Here is a 6114-nt window from a genome sequence, read left to right as displayed (position 1 = left end):
ACGGTGTTCAGCCGGCGCCGGACCGCGGGCGCCGTCGGTCGGAAGGCGCGGGGGCGGTGGGTTGCGCTGGTGGCTGCGCCGTTGGTTGTCGTGGCGGCGGGGTGTGGCGCGGCTGCGCCGCAGAGTGCTGCGTCGGGGGGTAGTGCGGGGACGGGGAAGCTTGTCGTCTGGGACTGGCACTCGGGAGACGCGAAGACCAAGGAGTACTACGCGAAGGCGAAAGCCGACTTCGAGTCCAAGCACCCGGGTGTGCAGGTCGAGTACGTCGCCCAGCCGTACGACCAGTACTACACACTCCTCGGTACGGCGATCCAGGCCGGCAAGGGACCGGACGTCGCCATGTTCAACGGCGGCGCCCAGATGCGCGAGCGCGCCGGCTCGCTGCTGCCGCTCGACGACAAGACCGGCGACCTGAAGGACAGGCTCGTCGGCTGGGACGCGTTCAAGAGCGCAGGTACGACGTACGCCGTGCCGATCACCCTGCAGGGCTTCCCCTTCTACTACAACAAGGCCGTCTACGAGAAGGCCGGCCTGGACCCGGAGACGCCGCCGAAGACGCTGGCCGAGCTGGAAGCCGGCTGCGCGGCGATCAAGAAGTCGGGCAACGCCTGCTTCAACCTGGGCAACAAGGAAGGCATCGGGATCGAGTTCTTCCTGTCCGGGTTCGCGCCCGGCGTGTTCAGCCCGGCGCAGTACGACGCCTGGCTGGCCGGCCGGCGGGACTGGAAGTCGCCCGAGGTCAGGCAGATCTTCGACCTGTGGAAGAAGTCGAACGACGAGGGCTGGTACAACAAGGGCGTCAACTCGACCGCCATGTTCATGGACCAGTTCACGATGTTCTCCGGCGGCAAGGGCGGCAACGTGATCGGCCTGATCTCGGACACCGCGCACTGGAAGGACTTCGACGAGTTCCTCGGCCCGGACCTGGGTGTCTACAAGCCGCCGGTGCTGAACCCGGCGAACGTCTCGCGGACGTTCCTGCCGGCCGAGGGCGGCATCGGGTACGGCGTGATGAAGTGGACGAAGTCGCCGGACCTGGCGGTCGACCTGATCAAGAGTCTGGCCGGCACGGAGGCCGAGAAGCTGTTCTTCGACAAGGCCGGTGCGATCGCGGCCGACAAGACCGTCGACACCTCGTCGGTCGACGTGAAGGCCGCCGGCGTCATCGTCTCCTGGCTGCCCGACAGCAAGCCGCTGTTGCACACCGCGCTGTCGGCCAAGACGCTCGACCTGATGCACCGGCTGTCGCAGCAGTTGATCAGCGGTGATGTCACCGTCGACGCCGCGCTCACCCAGTTGGCAGCGTCCGACAAGTGACCTCGGTAGGAGAGTCCGGCATGGCAGAGGCCATCACGGCCCCGCAGCGTACGACGGCGGTCCGCCGGTGGCACGTCAGTGAACACAAGGTCGCCGCCCTGGTGCTGGTGACGCCGGCTCTGCTGGTGATCGTCGGGTTGCGGATCGTCCCGCTCGTCCTCGGTGCGCAGTACTCGCTCACCGGGGACGGGGCCCGCAACGGGGTGTTCGTTGGCCTGAGCAACTATCAGGTGCTGGCCGGCGATCCGGTCTTCCGGACGGCGATCCGGAACGTCGGCCTGTTGTTCCTGGCACTGCCGGTGGCCGTCGCGGTGCCGGGGATCCTGGCGACGTTCCTGTTCCTCAAGGTGCCCGGTCACCGGTTCTACCGCAGCGTGTACTTCTTCCCGGTGGTGCTGTCGCCGGTCATCATCGGCGCGATCTTCAACATCCTGCTCTCGTTCGACGGGCCGCTGAACCAGGTGCTGACGAAGGCCGGGCTGCCTCCGGTCGACTGGCTGGGCAACTCGCACGTCGCGATCTTCGCGGTGATCGGCGTGCACATCTGGGCGACGTTCGGGATGGCACTGGTGATCTTCATGGCGGGTTTCTCGACCCTGGACCAGTCGCTGCTCGACGCCGCCCGGTGTGACGGCGCGAACCTGATGCAGACCGTGCGGCACGTGGTGATCCCCGAGCTCAGCCGGACGATCCAGTTCGTCTTCGTGACCACGATGATCGGGATGCTGACCGGGATGTTCGGCCTGGTCTACGTGATGACCGCGGGTGGTCCTGGCGGGGCGACGTACCTGCCGGAGTTCTACATCTGGGTCACCCAGGGGCAGATGAACAGCCCCGCGCTGGCGTCGGCCGCGTCGATGGTGCTGTTCGTCCTGATGCTGCTGGTCGGGCTGGCGCAGGTCCGGCTGATCAAGCGCGCGACGAAGGAGGCCTGACCGGTGCCGGAACGTGGGATCGGCCGCTGGGTCGTCGCCGTGCCGATGTTCGGGCTGGCGCTGGCCACGATCTACCCGATGCTGTTCACCCTGAACGTCGCGATGAAGTCGCGGCGGGAGTACGTGCTCGACCGGTTCTCGCTGGCCGACCAGGTGACCGCCGCGAACATCGCCGAGGCGTGGAACAGTTCCGGCCTCGGGAGGTACACCGTCAACTCGGTCGTCGTCACCGCCGGCGCCGTCGCACTGTTGCTGCTGCTCGGCTCGATGGCCGGGTTCGCGTTCAGCCAGCTGACCTTCCGCGGCCGCCGGTGGCTGTTCCTGGTCTGCCTGGGCGCGCTGATGATCCCGTTCCAGGTGATCATGGTGCCGTTCTTCCGGGTGCTCGGGCAGACCGGGCTGCTGGACACCCACTTCGGGCTGATCCTCGCCTACACCGGGCAGTTCCTGCCGTTCACGATCTTCCTGATGACCAGTTTCTACTCGCGTATCCCGGCCGAGGTGGTCGAGGCCGCGCGGGTCGACGGCAGCACGACACTCGGCGTCTACCGCCGGATCATGCTGCCGCTGGGGCTGCCGGCCCTGTTGTCGGTCGGCATCCTGAACGCGCTGTTCTGCTGGAACGACGTGCTCATCTCGCTGCTCGTCATGCAGTCGGAGCACAACCGCACACTGATGGTCGGCGTGACCGCGTTGCGGGGTCAGTACTCCGACAACATTCCGCTGTTCGCCGGCGGAGTACTGGTCGCGGCGTTGCCCGTGATCGCGATCTACCTGTTCTTCCAGCGACAGATCACCGACGGCGTGACCGCCGGCGCGACCAAGGGATAAGGCATGCGCATCACGGGATACCGCACCCTCGCCACGGTGCACGACTGGGGCCGGCCTATCGGTGACGCCAACGGAGCGGTGAACTCGGGCAAGACGTCGGTGCCGATCGTCGTACTGACCACCGACACCGGGCTGGAAGGGGTCGGGCTCGGCTCGCTCGAAGGCATCGACGTCGTGTTCCCCGCACTGGACGGGCAGGACCCTCGTGCGGTGGTGGCGCTGTACGACCGGATGCTCGCCTGGGTGTTCAAGCGCGGCCACGCCGGCTCGGTGTTCGGGGCCATCGGCGCCCTGGACATGGCGTTGTGGGACCTCAAGGCGAAGGCGGCCGAGCAGCCGCTGTGGCGTCTTCTCGGTGCCCGGGACCACGTCGTCCCGGCGTACGCGTCCGGGCTGGACGGACCGCTCGGCGACGAGGAGCTCGGCCGGTTGCACAAGCAGTTCGCCGAGCGCGGGCTGCGGGCGGTCAAGCTGAAGGGCGGCCTCGACGTGGCCGCCGATCTGCGCCGTCTCGACCTGGTCAGCGCGGTGTACCAGGAGCAGACCGGTCACACGCCGGCGTTGCTGCTCGACGCGAACGAGTCCTGGTCGCGCAAGGAGGCGGTCCGGCACATCCGCCGGATCGAGGAGCACGTCGACCTGGCCTGGGTCGAGGAGCCGGTCCGCCGCTGGGACGTCGACGGGCTCGCACTCGTCACCCAGTCGGTGAAGGCGGCGGTCGCGACCGGCGAGAACCTCACCGGGCTCGAGCAGTTCCGCCCGTTGCTGGCAGCGAACGCCGTGGACGTCGTCCAGACCGGCAGCGTCTGGGGGATCACCCACTTCCTGCGCGTGGCGTCGCTCGCGCACGCCTTCGACCTGCCGATCAGCCCGGTCGGGTACGACGGGAACCCGCTCGGCCACGCGGCGGCCGTCGTACCGAATCATCTGTCGATCGAGATCCAGGACCTGACCGCCCCGGCCGGGATCACCGCCGACCAGGAGATCGTCGACGGTCACCTCGTGCTCGGAGAGTCGCCTGGGCTCGGCTACACCGTCGACGAGGACGCGATCGCGCGGCTGAGCGAGGCCGCCGACTGGGGCAACAACGCCGGACCGCACGTCCGCCCCGACCGCGCCGGGCGCCGCCTCGTCGGCAAGCCCGCGATCCGCCCCTGAGAGAGGTCTCATGCCCAGATCAGCTGTAGTGACCGGAGCCGGTGGTTCGCTGGGACGGGCCATCGCACGACGACTCGCGGCGGACGGGTACGGCGTCGCCTTGCTCGATCTGCCCGGCGAGGGTCTGAGCGAGTCCGAGGCCGTGATCAAGTCCGCGGGCGGCCCGTGCGCCGTACTGCCCGTCGATCTTCGCGACGCCGCCGCGCTGCGGACAGCGATCGGAGCGGCCGAGGACCGGCTCGGACCGTTGCAGGTGCTGGTGAACAATGCGGCGATCTATCCGGCGACCCCATTGCTCGACATCCCGGTCGAGGAGTACGACGACGTCGTCGCGGTGAACCAGCGGGCGTACTTCGTCGCCGCCCAGACCGCGGCCCGGTCGATGACTCCGCGCGGATCGGGCGCGATCGTCAATATCGCGTCGATCACCTGGCACGGAGGCTGGGAGAAGCTGGCCAGCTACGTCAGCACCAAGGGTGCGGCCGTCGCGCTCACCCGGGCGCTCGCGCGTGAGCTCGGTCCGGCGGGCATCCGGGTGAACGCGATCTCGCCGGGGGCGTTCCCCACGAAGGCGGAGACGATCCACGAGAACCCCGAGGCGTACACCGCGTTCGTGCTCGACCACCAGGCGATCAAGCGGCGCGGTGTGCCGGCCGAGATCGCGTCGGTGGTGTCGTTCCTGGTCGGCCCGGATGCGTCGTTCGTCACCGGGCAGACCCTCAACGTCGATGGTGGATGGGTGATGGAATGAAGGTGTTCGGAGACGAGTTGTCCGTCGCGGCGCTGCGGGAGCGGACCGGCGACCTGTCGAGCGTCGCGGGTGTCCGCGAGGTCGAGCTGAGCAACGGGGTCGAGCGCGGCGTGCGCGCGGTCCAGTTGCGCAGCTCCGCCGGTCTCGAGGTCGAGGTGCTGGTCGACCGTGCGCTCGATCTCGGGCCGGCGAGGTTCCGCGGTGTGCCGATCGGCTGGCGGTCGGGGAACGGGTTCCGCCATCCGGGGCTGCACGAGCACAACGACGAGGGCGGGCTGTCCTGGTTGCGCGCGCTCGACGGCCTGCTGGTGTCCGGTGGGCTCGACCACACGCTCTTCGGCGACGAGGTCGACGCCGGCCACTATCGCTACCCACCGAAGCAGACCGTCGCGCACGGCCTGCACGGCCGGCTGACCGCAATCCCCGGCCGGCTGCTGGAGGCGGGTGAGGTGTGGGACGGCGACCGGTGCACCTTCCGGGTGCGCGGTGAGGTCGTGCAGTCGACGTCGTTCGGCGAGCACCTGCGGCTGACCCGGACGATCGAGGTCGACTTCGACGGGCTCGAGCTCCGCCTGTACGACGTGGTCGACAATCTCGGCTTCGAGCGGACGCCGCACATGTTCCTGTACCACCTGAACTTCGGCTGGCCGATCGTGGACGCGGGCACGGAGTTCGTCGCCCCGATCGCCGAGACCACCTGGCGCAGCGACTCCGTGGCCGAGCAGGGGGTCTCGTACCGGGTGCAGCCCGACCCGAAGCCGGGATTCGTCGAGCAGGTGTACGAGCACCGGCTCGTCGCCGACGACGGCGGCCGCCACCGGGTCGCGCTGATCCGTGGCGACAGCACCCTCGGGGTCGAGGTCAGCTGGGACGCGGACACGATGCCGTGCTTCTTCGAGTGGCAGAACCTGCGCAGCGGCCAGTACGCCGTCGGCCTCGAACCGTCGACCCACCACGTGAGCGGCGACGCCGCGGCCCGCGCGGACGGCTCGATGACGTGGCTCGAGCACGGCGAGTCCCGCAGCTACCGGACCACCATCCGGGTGCTCGACGGCGCCGAGGCCACCACGGCCGCCCGGGACGCGATCCGCCGCGTCGCCGGCCAACCCGACTGACGACCCG

The 6114-nt window shown here is 69.0% G+C and carries 6 protein-coding genes; all 6 read left to right on the top strand.

What is annotated here, in order from left to right:
• A partial coding sequence (locus tag E1218_RS19645) for an ABC transporter substrate-binding protein (protein WP_233712331.1) occupies nt 1-1317 on the top strand: 1317 nt, incomplete at its 5' end.
• A 20-nt stretch (nt 1318-1337) separates the two neighbouring features.
• The gene (locus tag E1218_RS19640; RefSeq protein ID WP_132322205.1) at nt 1338-2252 is read left to right on the top strand and encodes a carbohydrate ABC transporter permease; all 915 of its coding nucleotides are present in this window, start codon (nt 1338-1340) and stop codon (nt 2250-2252) included.
• 3 nt (nt 2253-2255) lie between these two features.
• Nucleotides 2256-3083: a carbohydrate ABC transporter permease gene (locus E1218_RS19635; protein ID WP_202866097.1), complete on the top strand. Its 828-nt coding sequence runs from the start codon at nt 2256-2258 to the stop codon at nt 3081-3083.
• 3 nt (nt 3084-3086) lie between these two features.
• A complete protein-coding gene (locus E1218_RS19630) occupies nt 3087-4241 on the top strand; it encodes a mandelate racemase/muconate lactonizing enzyme family protein (protein ID WP_132322203.1) in 1155 nt (384 codons plus the stop codon).
• Between the two features lie 10 nt (nt 4242-4251).
• On the top strand, nt 4252-4992 hold the full coding sequence (locus E1218_RS19625) for an SDR family NAD(P)-dependent oxidoreductase (RefSeq protein WP_132322201.1): 741 nt from the start codon (nt 4252-4254) through the stop codon (nt 4990-4992).
• Nucleotides 4989-6107 carry an aldose 1-epimerase family protein gene (locus tag E1218_RS19620; protein ID WP_132322199.1) on the top strand — a complete coding sequence of 373 codons (1119 nt, stop codon included), beginning with the start codon at nt 4989-4991 and terminating at the stop codon, nt 6105-6107. The genes E1218_RS19625 and E1218_RS19620 overlap by 4 nt, the downstream gene beginning before the upstream one ends.
• The last annotated feature ends 7 nt before the right edge of the window (nt 6108-6114 follow it).

The organism is Kribbella turkmenica (genome assembly GCF_004348725.1).
Lineage (GTDB): Bacteria > Actinomycetota > Actinomycetes > Propionibacteriales > Kribbellaceae > Kribbella > Kribbella turkmenica.
Note: the sequence above shows the minus strand (reverse complement) of the source record. Positions and strands in the feature narration are given on the sequence as shown.

Bases quoted from the DNA above. Each gene is read 5' to 3' on its own strand.
- E1218_RS19640 (WP_132322205.1), top strand. From the start codon at position 1,338: ATGGCAGAGGCCATCACGGCCCCGCAGCGTACGACGGCGGTCCGCCGG.
- E1218_RS19630 (WP_132322203.1), top strand. From the start codon at position 3,087: ATGCGCATCACGGGATACCGCACCCTCGCCACGGTGCACGACTGGGGC.
- E1218_RS19625 (WP_132322201.1), top strand. From the start codon at position 4,252: ATGCCCAGATCAGCTGTAGTGACCGGAGCCGGTGGTTCGCTGGGACGG.
- E1218_RS19620 (WP_132322199.1), top strand. From the start codon at position 4,989: ATGAAGGTGTTCGGAGACGAGTTGTCCGTCGCGGCGCTGCGGGAGCGG.